Origin of the sequence: Paenibacillus algorifonticola (assembly GCF_050481745.1) — a bacterium.
GTDB classification, from domain to species: Bacteria; Bacillota; Bacilli; order Paenibacillales; family Paenibacillaceae; genus Pristimantibacillus; species Pristimantibacillus algorifonticola_A.
Genome location: NZ_JBCNGR010000020.1, coordinates 139,917 through 156,809 on the forward strand (window position 1 = coordinate 139,917; position 16,893 = coordinate 156,809).

The 16,893-nt window shown below is 47.4% G+C and carries 18 protein-coding genes and 1 tRNA gene; 2 read left to right on the forward strand and 17 right to left on the reverse strand.

The features are described from left to right. The first annotated feature begins 21 nt into the window (after positions 1 to 21). Positions 22 to 858 (forward strand): AIM24 family protein, encoded by an 837-nt coding sequence (locus ABEW34_RS18715; protein WP_430160681.1) that lies wholly within the window; start codon positions 22 to 24, stop codon positions 856 to 858. Between the two features lie 95 nt (positions 859 to 953). Here ABEW34_RS18715 and ABEW34_RS18720 read toward each other — a convergent pair whose 3' ends face one another. The 17 genes from ABEW34_RS18720 to ABEW34_RS18800 all read right to left on the reverse strand — a co-directional run bounded on the left by ABEW34_RS18720 (position 954) and on the right by ABEW34_RS18800 (position 16,083). Continuing rightward, positions 954 to 1,955 (reverse strand): glycosyltransferase, encoded by a 1,002-nt coding sequence (locus tag ABEW34_RS18720; protein WP_430160682.1) that lies wholly within the window; start codon positions 1,953 to 1,955, stop codon positions 954 to 956. Positions 1,956 to 2,213: 258 nt separating this feature from the next. Continuing rightward, positions 2,214 to 2,486, reverse strand: a complete 273-nt coding sequence (locus ABEW34_RS18725; RefSeq protein WP_430160685.1) for a hypothetical protein — start codon at positions 2,484 to 2,486, stop codon at positions 2,214 to 2,216. After that, entirely contained in the window at positions 2,479 to 3,591 is a 1,113-nt protein-coding gene (locus ABEW34_RS18730) for a tetratricopeptide repeat-containing glycosyltransferase family 2 protein (protein ID WP_430160687.1), read from the reverse strand. The genes ABEW34_RS18725 and ABEW34_RS18730 overlap by 8 nt, the downstream gene beginning before the upstream one ends. Before the next feature lie 68 nt (positions 3,592 to 3,659). Then, complete coding sequence (locus ABEW34_RS18735) at positions 3,660 to 5,072, reverse strand: BclA C-terminal domain-containing protein (RefSeq protein ID WP_430160690.1); 1,413 nt, start codon at positions 5,070 to 5,072, stop codon at positions 3,660 to 3,662. A gap of 404 nt (positions 5,073 to 5,476) precedes the next feature. Beyond that, complete coding sequence (locus tag ABEW34_RS18740) at positions 5,477 to 5,905, reverse strand: NucA/NucB deoxyribonuclease domain-containing protein (RefSeq protein WP_430160734.1); 429 nt, start codon at positions 5,903 to 5,905, stop codon at positions 5,477 to 5,479. A gap of 216 nt (positions 5,906 to 6,121) precedes the next feature. Continuing rightward, complete coding sequence (locus ABEW34_RS18745) at positions 6,122 to 6,868, reverse strand: DsbA family oxidoreductase (RefSeq protein ID WP_430160693.1); 747 nt, start codon at positions 6,866 to 6,868, stop codon at positions 6,122 to 6,124. Between the two features lie 150 nt (positions 6,869 to 7,018). Continuing rightward, complete coding sequence (locus ABEW34_RS18750) at positions 7,019 to 8,062, reverse strand: hypothetical protein (RefSeq protein WP_430160696.1); 1,044 nt, start codon at positions 8,060 to 8,062, stop codon at positions 7,019 to 7,021. 137 nt (positions 8,063 to 8,199) lie between these two features. Then, on the reverse strand, positions 8,200 to 8,358 hold the full coding sequence (locus ABEW34_RS18755) for a small acid-soluble spore protein P (RefSeq protein WP_056035203.1): 159 nt from the start codon (positions 8,356 to 8,358) through the stop codon (positions 8,200 to 8,202). A gap of 15 nt (positions 8,359 to 8,373) precedes the next feature. Further along, positions 8,374 to 8,721, reverse strand: a complete 348-nt coding sequence (locus ABEW34_RS18760; protein ID WP_430160699.1) for a hypothetical protein — start codon at positions 8,719 to 8,721, stop codon at positions 8,374 to 8,376. 260 nt (positions 8,722 to 8,981) lie between these two features. Further along, a tRNA-Ser gene (locus ABEW34_RS18765) sits at positions 8,982 to 9,070 on the reverse strand. A 93-nt stretch (positions 9,071 to 9,163) separates the two neighbouring features. Next, positions 9,164 to 10,447, reverse strand: coding sequence for a serine--tRNA ligase (gene serS / locus ABEW34_RS18770; RefSeq protein WP_430160701.1), 1,284 nt, complete (start codon positions 10,445 to 10,447; stop codon positions 9,164 to 9,166). Between the two features lie 21 nt (positions 10,448 to 10,468). Then, positions 10,469 to 11,050, reverse strand: coding sequence for a pyridoxal 5'-phosphate synthase glutaminase subunit PdxT (gene pdxT, locus ABEW34_RS18775; protein WP_430160702.1), 582 nt, complete (start codon positions 11,048 to 11,050; stop codon positions 10,469 to 10,471). A gap of 134 nt (positions 11,051 to 11,184) precedes the next feature. Beyond that, complete coding sequence (pdxS, locus tag ABEW34_RS18780) at positions 11,185 to 12,066, reverse strand: pyridoxal 5'-phosphate synthase lyase subunit PdxS (RefSeq protein WP_046234144.1); 882 nt, start codon at positions 12,064 to 12,066, stop codon at positions 11,185 to 11,187. A 152-nt stretch (positions 12,067 to 12,218) separates the two neighbouring features. Beyond that, positions 12,219 to 13,508: a D-alanyl-D-alanine carboxypeptidase family protein gene (locus ABEW34_RS18785; protein WP_430160705.1), complete on the reverse strand. Its 1,290-nt coding sequence runs from the start codon at positions 13,506 to 13,508 to the stop codon at positions 12,219 to 12,221. 277 nt (positions 13,509 to 13,785) lie between these two features. Beyond that, positions 13,786 to 15,243 carry an IMP dehydrogenase gene (gene guaB / locus ABEW34_RS18790; RefSeq protein ID WP_430160708.1) on the reverse strand — a complete coding sequence of 486 codons (1,458 nt, stop codon included), beginning with the start codon at positions 15,241 to 15,243 and terminating at the stop codon, positions 13,786 to 13,788. Positions 15,244 to 15,569: 326 nt separating this feature from the next. Continuing rightward, positions 15,570 to 15,866 (reverse strand): hypothetical protein, encoded by a 297-nt coding sequence (locus tag ABEW34_RS18795; protein WP_430160710.1) that lies wholly within the window; start codon positions 15,864 to 15,866, stop codon positions 15,570 to 15,572. Positions 15,867 to 15,933: 67 nt separating this feature from the next. Beyond that, entirely contained in the window at positions 15,934 to 16,083 is a 150-nt protein-coding gene (locus ABEW34_RS18800) for a hypothetical protein (RefSeq protein ID WP_430160713.1), read from the reverse strand. Between the two features lie 607 nt (positions 16,084 to 16,690). Here ABEW34_RS18800 and ABEW34_RS18805 point away from each other — a divergent pair. Beyond that, a partial coding sequence (locus tag ABEW34_RS18805; protein WP_430160716.1) for a hypothetical protein occupies positions 16,691 to 16,893 on the forward strand: 203 nt, incomplete at its 3' end.

A 16,893-nucleotide genomic window follows, 5' to 3' on the forward strand; every position in this document is an offset into this window, starting at 1 on the left:
TCTAACTGGAGGTCAACTCATATGCCATTTCAATTTCAAGTGGAACGCGAGCTGTTTCTGAAAGCTGAAGGCCAAGGCAAATTTTTCGCTAAAAAAGGCTCCATGGTTGCTGATCAGGCTTACAACGGCAAATTTAAATATTCCAAGCGCTTGCTTGGCACAAACTCCGGCAACATTGTTGGACAAGTATTAAACCACGGTATGCGCCGCATTACAGGCGAAAACCTTGAAATTATGGAAGTCGAAGGCCAAGGCTCTGTCTATCTTGCTGACCAGAACACGCATGTGACCGTCATTAATTTGGAGCAGGGCGGCCCTTGGCAGCACGTAAGCGTTGAAAGTGAAGACCTGCTGGCGTTTACAGAAACTTGCCACTACGGCGTTACGATCATCGGCTCCGGTGTCATTTCCCAACGCGGACTTTTCACCTCCAAGCTCTCCTATAACGGCCAAGGCGCTCAAGTCGCAGTGAAAACGAACGGCAACCCGCTCGTTCTGCAAGCTCCATGCCGCGTCGATCCCGATGCGATTGTTGCCTGGACAGGCCCTTCACCTAAAGTAAAGCTAGATGTGAACTGGAAAACCCTTATCGGACAAACCTCTGGTGAGTCGTATATGTATGAGTTCAATGAGCCTGGGCAAATCGTTATCATTCAGCCTTTCGAGCGCCAAAGCGGCGTAAAATTCGGCATTGACGACAACCGTTACCAGCCGCAAGAGCAAAGCAGCGCCTTCCAAAACACTTTTGGCGGCAACGGCGGCAATGCTGGTAACGCTGGCAATAACGGCGGCGCTCCAAGCAATAATAATAATAACGAAGGCGGGCTCGGCGGCATTATTGGCCGAATTTTGCGTTAAGCCATTTATTATACGTACTTCCGATATGTTGATTAAAAGCATCTCCACTCATTTTTTCTGATGAGCAGAGATGCTTTTTTGCATGCTTGTGCCTATTATTCCTGCCACTCCACAAGCTGTGGATTGACATCTAAAATGGACAGGTATTGCTCCTTCCAGCCATACTTGGCATCGGGGTCAAGCAGCTGGTAGCGGTGGAGCTTCTCCCGGCGATGCTCTGCTTTCGCCCAGCCATAATGCTTAAGGCGAATGCCCGACAGTTCGTGAGGCAGCTCCAATATATTAACGGGAAAACGCCCGCAATGCTGCGGTGTATCTTTCCACTTATAATCAAATGCTGGGTCATAGCGGAGCAAAAAAGGGCGATAGCTTTCATGTGCCCGCCAGATCGCGTCCGATCGATACGAATGAAGGCTCCAGAAATCGTATAAACGGAAGCAAAATACATTCGTAGTACGGTTTTGCAGCAGGGTGTCGAGCTCCTGAACGAAGCTTTGCTCAAACCATTCATCCGCATCCAGATTCAGTATCCACTCCGGATTTACAGTCAACGTCTCTTCCCACTGCTGCTTCCGCAGCGTAATTTCATTGCTGAAACGCGACACCTCGTTGCGGATCAGCTTAACCGGAATGCCTTCCAGTGCCTGCAGGCACACCTCAGCTGTATCATCCGTGCTGCCATCGTCAATAATGACCGCGTCATCAATATACTGGCGATGCTGCTCCAGCGCCTGGCGCAAGTAGCGGCTGCCCTCATTCCTTACGACCATCGACAGCGTAAGCCGTCCTCTCGCCTTAGGCTGGACTTCCATTTCTTTCTGTAGAAACCGCTCCGCCCCAGCCAAATCTGCACTGCGGTAAATATGATAGGCTGGATAGTGGGTATCCACAAACAGCCTCAAGCCAAGCGCAGCCGCCCTGATGCAGAAATGCCGGTCTTCCCCCCAGAAGGTTAAATTGCTAATGGGACCAAAATGCACACCTGCTTCAAGCGCCTTTCTGCTCAGCAGCGTGCATGCGCCAAGCCCGCCTACCTCATATACGCCAGGCTCGTTTAACATAGCGTAAAACTGCTCCAAACGCTCCGCAATTTCCAAATCGCTCAGCTTCTCGCCTCGGCCTCGCTCCCACTGTCCATATTCGTCATGCAGCCATACTTGCGGCTGAGGACGCGCATCCGGCTGCCAGCGGGTCCAAAAAATTTCCGCTACAATATCTTTGTCGTCCGATACTAGCTGCGCAAGCGTTCTGGCATCCAGCAGCAGGTCGGAGTCGAGCAGAAATAAGTAGTCAAATTGGCTCTCTAGAGCATGTTCAATGATTCGATTTTTGAAATGGGCTACCTTCCAAATGAGCTACTCATTCCAGCAATGCGTCATATCCGTGCGTACATACACGTCTTGGCTATCGGAGGATTCTGAGCGGATAATGGTTACCCTCTCGCGAGCAGCAGCAAACTGTTCCAGCAGCTGACTGCTCGTAGCATCCGTATTGTCGTCAATGAAGAGATAGCTCAGCTCCAGCTGATCTGCATGAAGACGTTTCAGCGAAGCGAGAAACAACGCAAGAATCGTAGGCTGCTGCTGAACAGGACTGGCAACGAGCACACGCCTTTTTTTCTCAGACAAGTACGACCCCTCCCTCATCCGTCTTACACAGCCGCTGACTCAAATATACCCGGTTCGCTATCATTCGCTCATCCTCCGGCCGATATTTGGCCGCCTGCTCATTATGCATATAGGCTGCCTCGAAGTCGCCTAGACGATCATAACAGACACATAACTGAAGCTGCGGCAGCCAGGTAGAGCAGGTTATATTCGCAAAACCCCAGTCTGTTGTGTCCGTATGCTCCACGTGGAGCGCCTGCTTATACCAATATACCGCCATCTGAAGTTCATCCCGCTGCAAAAAATAATGCCCAAGGCGGCAGCAAAATTCCGCCCGAGGCTTATCGTAATAGAAGGATCGCAGTACGGAGTCCATCATGTTGCGAGGCTCGTTCAGCTCGTGGTAGCAGTCAGCAAGCCGCCCGCAAGCGAGAATATTATCCTCGATCCAGCCTTTTCCGGTAGCGAGAAACTTGTCATAATAACGAATGGCCGAATCGTAACGGCCATTGTCTTTCAGCTCGTTGGCGTAATAAAACAAGTCGCGCGGGGTGAAAATCTCTCCTCTGCGGAGCCGATTTTCATACATGGTCAAATTGCGGTCGCTGTCTTGCCCGAGGCTTTTATGCGTAACGGCCACATCACAATGAACGATGTTTCCGTAAACCTCCAAATACTCATGAACTGCGCCAATCCACTGAAAGCTCCGCTCACGCTTGACAATGCGATTGCGCCGCAGCTTGTTAACTACGTTGCCGAACTCGTCAAAGGACAGGTGATAATCCATGGAGACGGAATCCACCGTATCGCCGAGCTGATGTTTGAGCGCCTTCAGCTTGTGCAGCTCGGAAACCTCCAGCACATCGTCCGCATCCAGCCACATTATATAAGGCTTCGTTGCAAGCGAAAATGCATAATTACGGGCAGCGGCAAAGTCATCCGCCCAGGTAAAAGACTCGACGCGAGCGTTGAAATCGGCGGCGATTTCCCTTGTAGCATCGGTCGAGCCTGTGTCGACGATAATAATTTCATCTACAGCAGGGGCGATAGAGGAGAGACAGCGCGCCAATGTTTTTTCTTCATTTTTGACTATCATGCAAAGACTGATCGCGATCAATGAAACCACACTCCTGCGAGTTGATTCTATTGACCCATCCTATTCAGCCACTCTTGCCTTGGTGCCCAACTGGCGCATTAGCTTAATTGAATAATGGTCAGTGCCGCGCCGGCGATGCCTCCAAGCAATGTGGCCGAACCCAGCAGTCCAAATAATTGAAGAGTAATGGTCGAGCCTGCTGTCAGCCCAACAATAATATCATTATTGAAAGAGGATAAGCTTAATGCCGACTCCAATGTTGAGGCCGTACTCGCTGTGCCGTTAATTAACAGACGCGAGCTGACCAATAACGCCGCTGTCAAATTAATTTGGTACGTAATATAATATCTGCCCGCAGCGGCAACTGTGAACGTATCGTTTAATCCATTGACCGTTATGCCTGCGGCGATATTTTGAAAGCTTGGGAGCGGCACATTCGTACCTCCAAGCACAACCGCAATAATGCCTCCCGTCGTATTGGCTGCAAAAGCAGACACGGCTGTCGTACTAACACCCGTTGCTCCAGTCGCACCCGTGGCACCAGTGGCTCCGGTCAGACCTGTAGCTCCCGTGGCTCCGGTTACGCCAGTAGCTCCTGTCGCACCCGTTACCCCGGTCACTCCTGTCATACCAGTTACACCTGTCGAGTCGGTTGCTCCAGTTACACCAGTCGTTCCTTTAGCTCCGGTCGCTCCAGTGCCCCCTGTTGCACCTGTTTCTCCCGCTGTACCTGTAGATCCAGTTATGCTGGTAGAGCCTGCAACCCCGGTACCCGTCGCACCTGTTGCTCCTGTATCACCTGTCACTCCAGTTGTACTAGTAGCCCCGGTTGATCCGGTCGTTCCTGTCACGCCAGCCCCCGTTGCTCCAGTTGCCCCAGTCGTCCCCGTCGCACCTGCACCAGCCAGCAGCGTATAATCTGCCGAGCTTTCTGGTACTCCGCTTGGCGGTGCCGTATTCACGACATACGTTCTTCCATTGAATGTAACGACCCAATTAACGGGATATGCCGGGGCTGCCAAAGGTTCAAACGCGACTATCCCTTCCAGTCCTGCCCCTGTTGCTCCCGTTACACCAGTCGCTCCTGTAGCTCCCACAGCGCCATTTGCCCCCGCTGGGCCAATTGCTCCCGCAGCGCCTTGCGCTCCAGGCGATCCCGCTGGACCAATCCCTCCGGGAAGGCCCGCTCCAGGCTGCCCTGCAGCTCCCTGCGCTCCCGCCGGACCAATGGCTCCAGTTGCCCCGTCAGTTCCAGCTGGACCGCTAAGACCTCGCACTCCCCTTGGGCCTCTGGCGCCCCTCGAGCCACGTTTTCCGCGCCTTGCATGAGCTGTCCAGTGGATATGGCTATGTCGAGGTTTTTTATCGTAATGCCCATCGAGACATTTCAGCGCCTCATTCAGCAGCAAAATCGAGTCGATCACTTCGCGGTCCGCCCGGACGATTTTATTTCTCCCCGCAAGCCTGCGCGCTAATCTCAATTCAAGAATGGCGAGGTTTAATTTACGCATACAACTGGCTCTTCTTTTCACCAACCTGCTCATCTCCCATTATTCTTTCACATTACCGCTTTTTACTAACTGTACGCCTGCATGCCGAAATGACATATCGAATATGGGAGCTCGCTCGTTTAACGCGCTTTTGGCGAATTAGACCTTTTATATGCTGGAGCTGCTTAATCCATTTATTCAGCTCTTGTGATTTCCGTTTCCTGTTCATATTCATCCCTCTTTACCGATTTATTTGCTCACTTCCTATTCAAAAACGCAAAAAATAGTCTTTTATCATCATTACACCAGTCTATGTTTGAGCCCGATATGCAACACGGTATTCACCCAGTCTCTGAATATAAAAAAAAGCCCAATCCTCTGCACGAACGCAGACCATTAGACTTTTATATACAATATATGCTTGCTCATTTGATGACAAAAGCAATTCTCGAACCATCCGGATATTTCTCCAGCTGGTTGCTGACCCATGACCCTGCCCCGCGATTATCCGATGGGTCAATATAAGCAATATGGGCGCCGCTCCCGCCTTCCGCGCACATCGCCATTGGCCATTCATCGCGATCATAGCCTTTTTTCACCTTTACGCCCTGCAAAGATTTCTTCCGATTCTGATCCGCGCCGTCCCGATCAATCGTACAAATAGGGGATTTTCCCGCTGCAATCGCATCTTTAATGTGCTTGCCTGTCTCCGGATACCGATCTGTTGGAAAATATAACGTGTAATCCGTTCCTTCTGCCGTGTTCCAATCTTTCGCCAGCTCATCAAGCCAGCCCATATAAGACGCTCCGGCCAAAGCCAGCATAATAAGCAAGGAAATAAGGGCATTTTTCATTTTAAACTTCTTTTTACGGGACTTTCTTTTCAACACGCACAGCCTCCTGATGCTCTTTTCCCTCATTTTCTCATCATAAAGGGCGGAGGACAACCCTCGGCCAAATTATATTTGTATAACTTCAAATAAGCTGAAGCAGCGTCACTTGCCCGCCACTCCAGCCTTCCCTAAAAACTGCTTATATTCAAATATTCATCATTTCAGCTGTATATAAATTTACGCCTTGTCTGAATTAGCTTCCTTAGCAGGCGAAGGAGCGCAAGTGCCGTCCGAGCAAGCTGCACCATCCGCATCATCCGGCAAATCATTAATGACGGTCAGGGCCGGATACGCTTCATCCCAAGCCTGCTTCATTGCATTCAGGAACACTTCATTCGGCTGAGCACCGGATATCGCATATTTGCGATTAATGACGAAGAATGGCACACCGCGCACGCCTAACCGCGAAGCCTCCTCCTCATCGCCACGAACGTCCTGTGCATGAGCATCGCTTTCCAGCACAGCAAGTGCCTCCTGACGATCCAGTCCAACCTCGGCAGCCAGATCAGCGAGTGTATCGCGCTGTCCCAAATGCTTGGAATCGGTAAAATATGCACGGAACAGTCGTTCCGACATTTCTTCCAGCTTACCGTATTTAGCTGCAAAATGGGTTAAGCGGTGCGCATCAAACGTATTCGTCAGCACCAGCGTATCGAAGTTAAAGGTCAAACCAACGGTTGCCGCCTGCTTCGCCAAATCGCTGTTCATCTCAATTGCTTTTTCACGTGGCATGCCGTATTTGCGGGACAGCATTTCATGCACATCATGCTCATAGCTGATCGCGGCGCTAGGGTCGAGCTCGAAGCTGCGGAACACGACCTTCACCTGCTTGCCATGCTCGAACTCTGCTAATGCGCCCTCCAGCCTCTTTTTACCAATATAACAAAATGGACATGCAAAATCTGACCATACATCTATTTGCATAACGATTCCTCCTTTAAACTCATATACGTATAGTAATATACTTTACTTTTTAAAGCAATAGGATCATTTTGGCCGCCGCTACAGCGTTAGAAAAAGCCGCTCATTCATTTAGAATGGGCGGCTCCTTTTGTATCATTTTAAGCTATAAAATTACATACCCAATCCCATGCCAGACATCAGCTCATCCATCTTAACCGCGTCCGTCGGAATTTCATACAGGAATTTAGGCGCTTTATTAATGTTGTGGTATTCAGCTGTTAACGAACCGCCAACTTTTACGATACCGCCGCTTTCATCCGTAAAATCTACATTGATTTTAGCAGTCTGCTGCGATATATAGCCATCTTTAATGGCTCCTACAATGGAGAAATCATTGACTTTCAAGTTTGCTTTCAGTTGATCCAACGTTTCTTGCTTGTTGGCTTCAAAATCAGCCTTCAGCTTCGTTACATCCTCATTCGTGCTTTCAATCATTTTCATGAAATCTTCGTTTTTCGTCAATGTGTCGATGAGCTCTGGAAGCACTTGATTAACGATTGTTTCTACTGCTTGCTGATAGTTGCCTTCATTAATTTGAAAGCGAACAACTTGATCAGCCTCTACCCCTTCAGGGAGCGCTGCATCTTCTTTTTTCAGCGAGGAGAAATATGTTTTTTCATCAAAATGTTTTAGGATGATGCCGCTCACTTCTTGACCAAGCTTCTGTTGGGCCGCAGTATCCAGCATGGCTCCTGTTTCCGCTTGCTTTGCCAGCTCCTCCAGATCAATCTCCACGAATTTATCCGTGTATTGCTCGGGCAGCATAAGCATTGGAAGCGCTGGAATTTTCACAAACATCTTTTTGTCGGTCATAATCATCGGAATTTTAATGGAAATGCCCGCTGCCGTAACATCCATTTCCATATCTGTGCGCAGTGGCTCTTTCTGATATACCGCTTTAACATTTACTTTAGCACCTTTAAGCAGACCAATGACATATTGTGCTCCAGCTCCGTCTTCCTGAAGTAATTCGTCCGGCACTGTAAGCTCATCTATCCCAAAAGACATCGTAGATTCATACGATGTGACCTCCGCCATTTTTTGAGTAGCTTTTTCTAAAGACTCCTTAGGAGATGCGCTCGCGCTGCATCCTGCGACAATAATTAAAGCAGCAGCGATAAATAGCATAGCCACTTTATGTAGTCTGTTTTTCATTCTAGTTGATCCTCCCTATTTGTATCTCTACTTGACATCCCCCCTATTTTATAACAAAACGACAGCATATAGAAGCAATATCCAAAAAATCCCGCTTCTTCGAGAAGAAACGGGACTTTTGTATGAACACCTTAATTTTATGATCCTTCCGGATTTAGGTGAGAAGTATGATTTTTCTGCTTCGTTTTTTTCGATCCCGATAAAGGCTGCTGTTGTGCGGAGTCATCATTGCGGCTTCTTTTGTCCTGAGATTGACGCTGCGCCTCCGGTACAGGCACGCTGTCTGGCTTGCTCATATCATCATCCTCCTTTTAGGCGTGTGTAAGCTGCGAAAGCGCTTGGGCGCATTCATGGATATGACGCTTATAATCATGAATTAGCTGTTGAAGCATGTCTGTGCGTTCATCCACAGCTTGATGATCCTTTTCCACATCGACGAGCTCCACATTAATTTCACGGCTATCCACATATGTCACCTTAAAATCGATCTCATACGCCTGATGCCCCGCTGACTGAATTGTAATCCGCAGCGATTTTGGGTCCGCCTCATCGGCTGCTACCTGGCATTTATCGGGCTTGTTCATCATATCCGGCAGCGTGCGGTTCCATGCTTCCACCAGTTCTGGCTGGCTGTAGGTCAGCTCATCTTTTTTCACCATCTTTATCAACACCTCCACATCCTATAAGATGCGGCGCGGGCCCGCCAATTATTCAGGCAAAATCCAGCATAAACTTACTCTTAATCACAGCGTTATCCACAGTCTTATGCACATTCCATGCCAGTTATCCACATTATATACATTCTATCCACAGGCCTATCGTGGATAATGGTGATAACTCCTACTCAGATGTTATCCCCAATCCCCAAACAACAAAAAAACGCCCAAACTGTAAGGTTGGACGTTATCATTTATTAAGTTGGCGGAGAGGGTGGGATTCGAACCCACGTGGGCTTGCACCCTAACGGTTTTCAAGACCGCCCCGTTATGACCGCTTCGGTACCTCTCCACATATAAAATCATCACAAAAATTATTATACCACAGGTTAAAAATGAATATCAACCCTATTTTTAACCTGTGGCTATCAAAAATGTAAAAACTTTAAGCTTTAGGTCCAATTACGCTGATTCCGCCCATATATGCACGCAATACTTCAGGAATGACGATGGAGCCGTCTGCCTGTTGGTAATTTTCAAGAATAGCGGCAACGGTACGTCCTACCGCAAGACCTGAGCCGTTAAGCGTATGAACGAATTCCGGCTTGCTCTTGGCGTCCCTGCGGAAGCGGATGCCTGCACGTCGCGCCTGAAAGTCCTCTACGTTCGAGCATGAGGAAATTTCCCGGTATGTGCCTGCACTTGGCAGCCATACTTCAAGGTCATAGGTTTTCGCAGCGGTGAAGCCCATATCGCCTGTGCACAGAGCGAGCACGCGATAGGACAAGCCTAGCAGTTCAAGTACCTTCTCCGCATTCGCCGTCATCTTCTCCAGCTCATCGTAGGACTCTTCTGGCTTCGCGAGCTTGATCAGCTCGACTTTGTTGAATTGATGCTGACGAATCAGGCCGCGTGTATCTCGTCCCGCTGCACCAGCTTCCGAACGGAAGCAAGAGCTGTAAGCTACAAAATGCTTCGGCAGCTCCTCAAGCGACAAAATCTCTTCACGATGAAGATTCGTCACTGGAACCTCGGCTGTTGGAATCAGGAAATAATCCGAATCGGAAATTTTGAACAAATCCTCTTCGAACTTCGGAAGCTGTCCTGTACCAATTAAGCTATCGCGGTTAACCAAATAAGGCGGCAGCACTTCCTCATAACCGTGCTTATCACTATGTAGATCCATCATAAAGTTAATCAGCGCACGCTCAAGACGCGCACCTAAGCCGCGATAAAACGTAAAGCGGGAGCCCGTTACTTTAGCTGCACGCTCGAAATCAAGAATGCCAAGCTCTTGTGCAAGATCCCAATGCGCTTTCGGCTCAAAATCAAATGAAGGCTGCTCGCCAATCCGGCGAAGCTCTACATTATCATCCTCAGAGGCCCCTACTGGCACACTTTCATGCGGCAAATTCGGAATCGAAAGCATAAGCTCGTCCACTTGCAACTCTACCGCGCGAACTTCTTCGTCCAGCTGCTTAATCCGATCGCCTACCTCACGCATTTCGATGATCAGCGCATCGGCGTCGCCGCCTGTTTTTTTCAGCTTCGCCACTTCCTGCGATACAGTGTTGCGGCGATTTTTCAGCTGATCCGTTTCCTGCAGCAGGTCCCGGCGCTTTGTATCCAGAACAGGGAAATCTGCGATTAAATCAAGCGATTTACCGCGATTGGTTAGCCCTTGCTCTACTTTTGCGTATTCGTTACGCAGCCATTTTATATCTATCACGCTTGGATGAACTCCTCTCAGCTACCGGCTCACTGCCAACTGTTTAATCATATCGACAAAATAGGCATGCAAACGGTAATCATCGGTTAACTCGGGATGAAAGGAAGCTGCCAGCAAATGTCCTTGCCGAGCCGCCACAATTTCCCCTTTGTATTCCGACAGCACATCAACCTGCGATCCAACTTTCTTGATCAAAGGAGCACGAATGAATACTGCCCGAACCTGCTCATCAATGCCTTTAATGTCGAGATCGGTTTCGAAGCTCTCCCGCTGTCTTCCGAAAGCATTGCGCTCCACCGTCATATCCATGAGCTTCAGATGTGCATCCTCTTGTCCTTCAATACGTTCAGCAAGCAAAATCATTCCTGCACAAGTGCCAAAAATCGGCTTGGATTGCTTGGAAAAAGCTTGAATCGCTTCTAGAAAGCCATATTTGCGGATCAACTTGCCTATCGTCGTGCTTTCGCCGCCTGGAATAACAAGACCTTGCAGCTCATCAAGCTGCGAGGTCTGTTTAACGGCGACCGCTTCCGCGCCCGCCGCCTCCAAACTGCGTATATGCTCTGCAACTGCGCCTTGAAGCGCAAGTACACCAATTTTCATCGCCTACACGCCTTTCTTAAAATATAAGAATTTATAAGTTTCCCCTTATAAATGGGCTTATATTTCTCGGATTGAAACGCGCCGCGCCGCCAAAAGACGGCTTTCGGCCGTTTCACCTTATCCAAGCTTGCTGCTTAAATTCCGCGATCCTGCATACGCTGCGAAGCGTCCAGCTTGGAAATTTCGATGCCCTTCATTGGCGCTCCCAAGTTTTTGGATACTTCTGCGATCAATTTGTAGTCTTGGTAATGAGTTGTAGCTTCAACAATAGCACGAGCAAATTTCTCCGGGCTGTCGGATTTGAAAATACCCGAACCTACGAATACGCCGTCAGCACCCAGGTGCATCATCAGTGCCGCGTCAGAAGGTGTTGCTACACCGCCTGCTGCAAAGTTAACGACTGGCAGCTTGCCGCTCTCGTGTACACCCAGAAGCAGGTCATAAGCAACGCCCAGAACCTTCGCTTCATTATACAGCTCGTCCTTCGACAAACCTTGAATTTTACGGATTTGGCCATTGATCAGACGAAGGTGGCGAACAGCCTCAACAATGTTTCCTGTTCCTGGCTCACCTTTCGTACGAAGCATTGCTGCCCCCTCTTGAATACGGCGAAGCGCTTCGCCAAGATCTTTAGCGCCACATACGAAAGGAATCGTAAATTCGTTTTTGCTAATGTGGAACACTTCGTCTGCCGGAGTCAGAACTTCACTCTCGTCAATATAGTCAACGCCCATCGATTCAAGCACTTTCGCCTCTACATAGTGGCCGATACGAGCTTTCGCCATAACAGGGATCGAAACAACTTTCATAACCTCTTCTACGATGGTTGGGTCAGCCATACGGGCAACGCCGCCTGCTGCACGAATATCGGAAGGAACGCGCTCCAGCGCCATAACTGCTGTTGCACCTGCCGCTTCTGCTACTTTTGCTTGCTCGGCGTTCATAACGTCCATGATGACGCCGCCTTTTTGCATTTCAGCCATACCACGTTTTACACGCGAAGTTCCTGTTTCCATTTTCGAAAAATCCTCCTCAAGGTTTTACGCCGCGCCCTTCATCCTGAAGGGTTAGCGCTTAGCTCCCATTATAATATCGATACTTGCCCTAGGCACTAATTTTACAGGAACGCTCCTTAATCGACAACTATTGTTTTCCCTGTATTATGTGATTAAAACAGATTCACAATATCGTTGAACAGTCCAACGAAAAATTGACCGATAGCGCGGAACATCAGACGCAGCCAGCCGCCCTTTTCCACATCCTCCGATGCGATCAAATTAACCGTTCTGTCCACTTTATTGCCTTCAGCATCCGTATACTCGTAAGTGACTGTTCCGAGCTTCTGACCAGCTGTAATGGGAGCAACAAGCTCTTCCTCTTTCAAGATGTTGCTTTCCTTCAGCTCAATCTTAGGCTCCGCACCTTTTTTAACTGTGAAAGTGATGTCGGACTCCGTAACGGCAGGAACCGTCTTTTCGACACCCTTCTTAATTTTAACCGATTCCACCGTTTCTACTACAGATTTTGCAGGAAGCACTGATTTCTTCTCAAAATTGTTGAACGCAAAGTCGTACATCTTCGCTGTTTCAAAGAAACGGGCTTCTTTTGACTTTGTATTCATTACGACGCTGATATAACGCGTATCGCCTCGTTTAACTGTACCCGTAAACGTATAACCAGCTGCCGAAATATAGCCGGTTTTCATACCGTCCACGCCCTCATACGCATATGCACGCAAATACGTGTTGCTTTTGTTCGATTCCAGCATCCAGTTATAGTTCTTCATGGTCGCTGTATCGCGCTCACGAAATTTGTATTCCTGAATTTTCGAATAATCCAGAAAGTCCGGATGTTTTTTCAAAATCGTTTGTGCCAGCTTCGCCATATCGCGAGCCGAAATCACCGTTGTATCCAATAAACCTGTTGCACTTGTAAAATGAGCCGTCGTCAGGCCCAGCTCTTTCGCCGTTTCGTTCATCTTGGCAACAAAGCTCTGCTCACTACCGCTAATTTGCGATGCAAGCGCAATCGTTGCATCATTCGCCGAGCCTACTGCCATAGCAATATATAAGTCCTTTACCGTGTGCTGATCGCCTTGCGCCAAATAAATTTGCGAGCCATCTGCAGGAGTATTCGCTGCTTCTTCACTAACGGTAACGACCTGATCCCAAGTTAATCTTTTATTCGTAATTTCCTCAAGTACGATATACTCCGTCATGAGCTTCGTCATGCTGGCAGGAGGACGCGGCGTATCCGCATTGACTTCATAGATGACTTGTCCCGAATCTGCATCTATTAGAATGGCTGATGATAATTCCATGCCTAAAGAGTTTTCGACCCAATCTTCCTTACCTGCAGCCGCTGCTGCACCAGACCCTAATGACAGAATTACCAACCACATCGCCATAAAAGCGGCGATAACCGATGTCAGTCTAATCGGCTTTACCTTTGCCTTCAACGTCTTCTCCCCTTTTCATCCGAAAGTTTGTCGTTGTTAATTGTATCACATGCAAGCAGGGGAATTAAACCTCTACTGCGCTCAGCCCTCTTTCACCAGTTAAGCCCTTGTAGGAAGCCCATTTGAGCTGTTTAAACCCCTTAAAACGCCCCTGGAGCAATAATTACCATGTAAAATAGTGGATCTAATTCAATGCCCTCTATTGAAAAAAAGACAGACCCGGCAAAAGCGAAGTTCCGCTTTCTTGTGGTCTGTCTCTGGCCCGTTGGTCGGGATATTAAAGCGAGTAGTTAGGCGCTTCCTTCGTAATTTGCACATCATGTGGATGGCTTTCGCGAAGTCCTGCACCAGAAATCCGGATAAAATGTGTATCGTTCTTCAGTTGCTCCAGGTTTGAAGTACCGCAATAGCCCATACCGGAACGCAAGCCGCCAAGCAGCTGATGAACCGTATCAGACAAAGGACCTTTGAATGGCACGCGGCCTTCAATGCCTTCTGGAACTAGCTTGCTCTCGTTTTCTTGGAAGTAACGGTCCTTGCTGCCTTCTTTCATAGCGCCAAGGGAACCCATACCGCGATATACTTTAAAGCTTCTGCCTTGGAAAATCTCTGTTTCGCCAGGGCTTTCAGAAGTACCTGCAAACAAGCTGCCGATCATAATGGCACTTGCGCCTGCTGCAATAGCTTTCGTAATATCGCCGGAATATTTGATACCGCCATCAGCGATAACCGGTACATTGTATTCACGGGCAACGGTAGCACAGTCATAAATCGCTGTGATCTGTGGTACGCCAATACCTGCGATTACACGCGTTGTACAGATCGAGCCTGGTCCAATGCCGACTTTAACGACAGATGCGCCTGCTTCAATCAAATCGCGTGTAGCTTCGCCTGTAGCTACATTTCCTGCAATAATCGTCAATTCTGGATATTGCTTGCGGATTTTGCGAACTGCATCAAGGATATTAATATGATGCCCGTGAGCAGAGTCTACAACGAGAATATCGATACCTGCTTGTACGAGTGCTTCGGTACGATCCATTGTATCTTTAGAAATACCAACAGCTGCTCCGCAAAGCAAGCGGCCATGTGTATCTTTTGCAGCATTAGGGAATTGAATCGCCTTCTCAATGTCCTTGATTGTAATCAGGCCTTTGAGCGTATTCGAGTCATCCACCAATGGCAATTTCTCAATTTTGTGTTTTTGCAGCAATACTTCAGCTTCAGTAAGCGTCGTGCCGACTGGAGCCGTTACTACATTTTCACGTGTCATAACTTCATGGATTTTAATGGAATAATCATGTACAAAACGAAGGTCGCGATTCGTCAAAATACCAACAAGCTTCTTGTCAGCATCTACGATCGGCACGCCCGAAATGCGATATTTACCCATTAATTCTTCCGCATCATACACATGATGATCTGGTGTAAGCGAGAATGGATTCGTAATAACGCCGCTTTCCGAACGTTTTACACGATCTACTTCTTCCGCCTGTTGTGCAATGGACATATTCTTGTGAATAATGCCGATTCCGCCCTCACGCGCTATGGCAATAGCAAGAGCTGCTTCCGTAACCGTGTCCATCCCTGCGCTGATCAATGGAATATTCAGCTTGATGTTAGCAGAAAGTTTTGTCGAAATATCCGATTCTCTTGGCAGTACTTCTGATTTCCTTGGAACGAGCAGCACATCATCAAATGTTAGGCCTTCCTTGGCAAATTTTGATTCCCACACGAATATGTTCCTCCCTTAAATTGAGCCGTCTTCACGTATATTATTGCAATATTAGCAGAGGGGTCATGGGCTGTCAAGGCTGTCACAAGGCGGGCAATTTCCGTTTTGCAATAAGCTTTTTGTCTGAATTTTCTCACTAAACAGAAGCTTCACGCTTACATGCGAGAGCTTCGTATTTTAAAGAGGCGAAATATCTGTAATAAAAAGGGTTACAAGTTCGACTGCTGATGCCTTTTTATTATCAGCGCCTAGAGGCATCATTTCAATTTCTACTCTGGCAATAGGCTCTTTGTTCAGCGTCGTCTCTTCCTGTACTTGAAACAAATTTACGAATAATTAAGTAGCAGCTTAAAAGCTGCAAAAACAGCAAACTCATGATGCTTATAAACACAATCAGCCGCGGCAAAACCACTTTTGTGAAGCCACTGCAGCTGATCATGAACCGTCGCATTCTGATCGAGCTTTCTTCGCTCCATTGCAGAGCAATTCGCCTGCTCAGCCAATTCCCCTTTGCCAATTTGCTGCTCCCATTTATCCTTATAGGCAAGATCAAAGCAAGGCAAGCTTCCGGCAGCCTGGTCAGCATTAATAAAGCTGCCATCGTCCTCTAGAAGCTCGTGCACGGTATGGAAAAGCCCCTGCTTAGACTCATGGCTCAGGTGATGAATAGATAAGGACGAAATAACAATATCATATTTTTGCTTGAACAATCTGCTTAGTCGTCTGCACCCAATCCACAGCTGTTACATAAAACTCATCAAAGCATGGAATTAGCTGATGCCGCTGCAAATCATAGTCCTTAGCAACTTGATCAAACAACGTCTTAATGGACTTTTCCATCTTCACAACCTCCCACTAATTTAGCAATATTACTGAGTACTGAGCATGTCATTATTATTGCCATTGTATCTGTAAAACAGATTAATAAACCATTTCTATTGAGATAATCTCACATCCTAACACTACAATGTTATTTTACAAAATCAAACATATTTAATTCGTCAAAAGTTTAATAGCAATTCTTTTACTGAATGGGAGGTTAACACGTTAAAAGGATAACAATCCACAACAACTATTATAAGAATAGGATCATCGCCAATGCCAAACAATCAAATTTCAAGACATTTTAATAACTAATCATGTATATTTACGACCCTCATTAAGACTTATTTTAATCTTGTTATTATTAATAATAATATTATTTAAGATGAAAAAAACCTAAATAGTATGCTTAAAATGGATTTATAAATATGATACTAATCCCTGCTATGAACCCAACAAAATACTCCTACAGAGCAGTCTTCTACCCCGTTCTGATGTGTAGACTAACCTATGGCTATCTCACTTCGTTACCCAGCCATATCTAAAGACCAATCCCAATATCGTTAGTTAACCTCCCATCCAATCAATTAGTGCTATGCATGCCTAGAAGCAGCCTGAATCGTGTATGAAGCCTAAAAGCCTATTAGTTATCCCATCTATGCAATTACAAGCTACAGCGTTAACAAGAATCGGTAGCAGAGCTGTGGACGTAAGCCAAAGCAGCTATAACACAGGGTTAAAATATAAAAACGCCAAAGGTCCTCTCACTCAAAGGACTTTTGACGTACTAACGTGTATTTCATTAAAAAACGAAACAAAAAACCTGCC